Raw genomic sequence first — 1,555 nt, 5'->3', positions numbered from 1 at the left:
AACCAAGGCTGTGGTGTAGGGGAAAAAGGATGAAAAGAAGAGTAAGACAATTGAACTCCAAACCAAATTGGAGTTGATTTTATCAACCACATCCCAACTACGATGCAGATTAACCCACATGGTTCCCAACCAGAAGAAAGAAATGGTGTAGGCGAAAAAATTGGTCCGCAAATCCCATAGAGCCTGCCAGCTAATCGGATCCGGCCGTTTTAATTCCAAAACTAAAATCGTCATGATAATCGCCAAGACGGCATCTGTAAAAGCGATTAAACGCTCTTTTGACATTAAATTCATGTTCACTTCTCCTTAATAAAGAGTATTATACCAAAATTTATTTCTTTTGAGAATAAAGAGTTGTTCTCTCTTTCCACAGAAATCTTCATATCCTATCTCAGTAAGCCATTCAGCTACTTCTGAGCTTGTAGCTGATGAACTAAACCGTTGCCCTTCTTCCCAGTTGCCTGTTCCTGCCATCTCTGCTAGTAAATTTCCACTTTCCCCTAAATCAGAGATAGTAGGTGTCGCAAATGGAATGACTGTTTTTCCTGAAAAGTCATTTTCTTCAACGAAATCATTGATAGGCCAGGCAGCTTCTTGCCACCAAATAGGATATCCAATAAAAATAACATCATAATCTGCCCAGTTTTCAGGAGTCCCTACTTCCAAAGGCGTTTCCCGTTGGGACTCATTGAGATACTCTTGGAAGACACGACTATTTTCTTCATGAATCTCTCCATTCCTTACCTAGTTATCATACCCTTGTAGTTCATTCCATACAAGCCGGCATAACGGCTCATGGTGTAGTTTCCCATATCAAGAACTTCCTGCGTCGGAGCTGAGCCTTGAAAGATGAAATACAACACTTTTCCATTGAGCTGTTCTTCGACAAGATTATACTGTCGATCCAGGAAATTCCGTACCAAACCATTGATGCTATGCCAATAGACTGGTGAGCCAATCACAATTGTATCTGCTTCAAATAGCTTTGCTAGCACCTCTTCAAATTGATCATCTGAGAAATCTTGTCCGTAATCATAAATTTTATAATCTGCTAGATGAAGCGTTTCAAAAGATTGATCTCCTAATAATTTTTTTGCTAAAGCGACGGTATTGCCATTTTTATTGGGACTACCGTTTATAAATAATGTTGTCATTTCACTTTCTCCTTATCTACCACACTTTATACCTATTTAAATGATCTCCCAACAAAGCTTGCCAAAAGTTCAACTGTTTTAGCTTCGTGATGATCCGAGAAGACAGTTGTGTTCGTGTTAAGAGTCGCAATTTTGTCCATATCTTCTGCTGATAATTCAAAATCAAAGATGTCAAAGTTTTGACGGACACGTTCTGGATTGGCTGATTTTGAAAGGGAGACAATGCCACGTTGCAACTGCCAACGAAGCATAACTTGTGCTGTTATTTTACTGTATTTTTCTGCAATTTCTTTTAAAACTGGATTATTAAAAACATCAAATTGTCCTTCAGCAAAAGCGCCCCAACTCTCTGTTTGCACCCCTTTTGAGAGCATATAGGCTTGCTCATCTTCTTTTTGGTT

General features: G+C 39.0%; 4 protein-coding genes. All 4 read right to left on the bottom strand.

Translation table 11 applies throughout. The annotated features are described in order from the left end of the window. A partial coding sequence (locus SPADD19_RS02180) for a TMEM175 family protein (protein ID WP_164905831.1) occupies positions 1–285 on the bottom strand: 285 nt, incomplete at its 3' end. 21 nt (positions 286–306) lie between these two features. Beyond that, the gene (locus tag SPADD19_RS02175) at positions 307–666 is read right to left on the bottom strand and encodes a flavodoxin (RefSeq protein ID WP_241496416.1); all 360 of its coding nucleotides are present in this window, start codon (positions 664–666) and stop codon (positions 307–309) included. A gap of 74 nt (positions 667–740) precedes the next feature. Next, entirely contained in the window at positions 741–1,154 is a 414-nt protein-coding gene (locus SPADD19_RS02170) for a flavodoxin family protein (RefSeq protein WP_061455080.1), read from the bottom strand. Between the two features lie 32 nt (positions 1,155–1,186). Further along, the coding region (locus SPADD19_RS12410) for an aldo/keto reductase (RefSeq protein ID WP_241496415.1) at positions 1,187–1,555 on the bottom strand (369 nt) is incomplete at its 5' end.

Source organism: Streptococcus parasanguinis (assembly GCF_001578955.1).
Lineage (GTDB): Bacteria > Bacillota > Bacilli > Lactobacillales > Streptococcaceae > Streptococcus > Streptococcus parasanguinis_U.
Note: the sequence above shows the minus strand (reverse complement) of the source record. Positions and strands in the feature narration are given on the sequence as shown.

Coding starts and splice junctions, on each gene's coding strand:
- SPADD19_RS02170 (WP_061455080.1), bottom strand. CDS start 1,154: ATGACAACATTATTTATAAACGGTAGTCCCAATAAAAATGGCAATACC.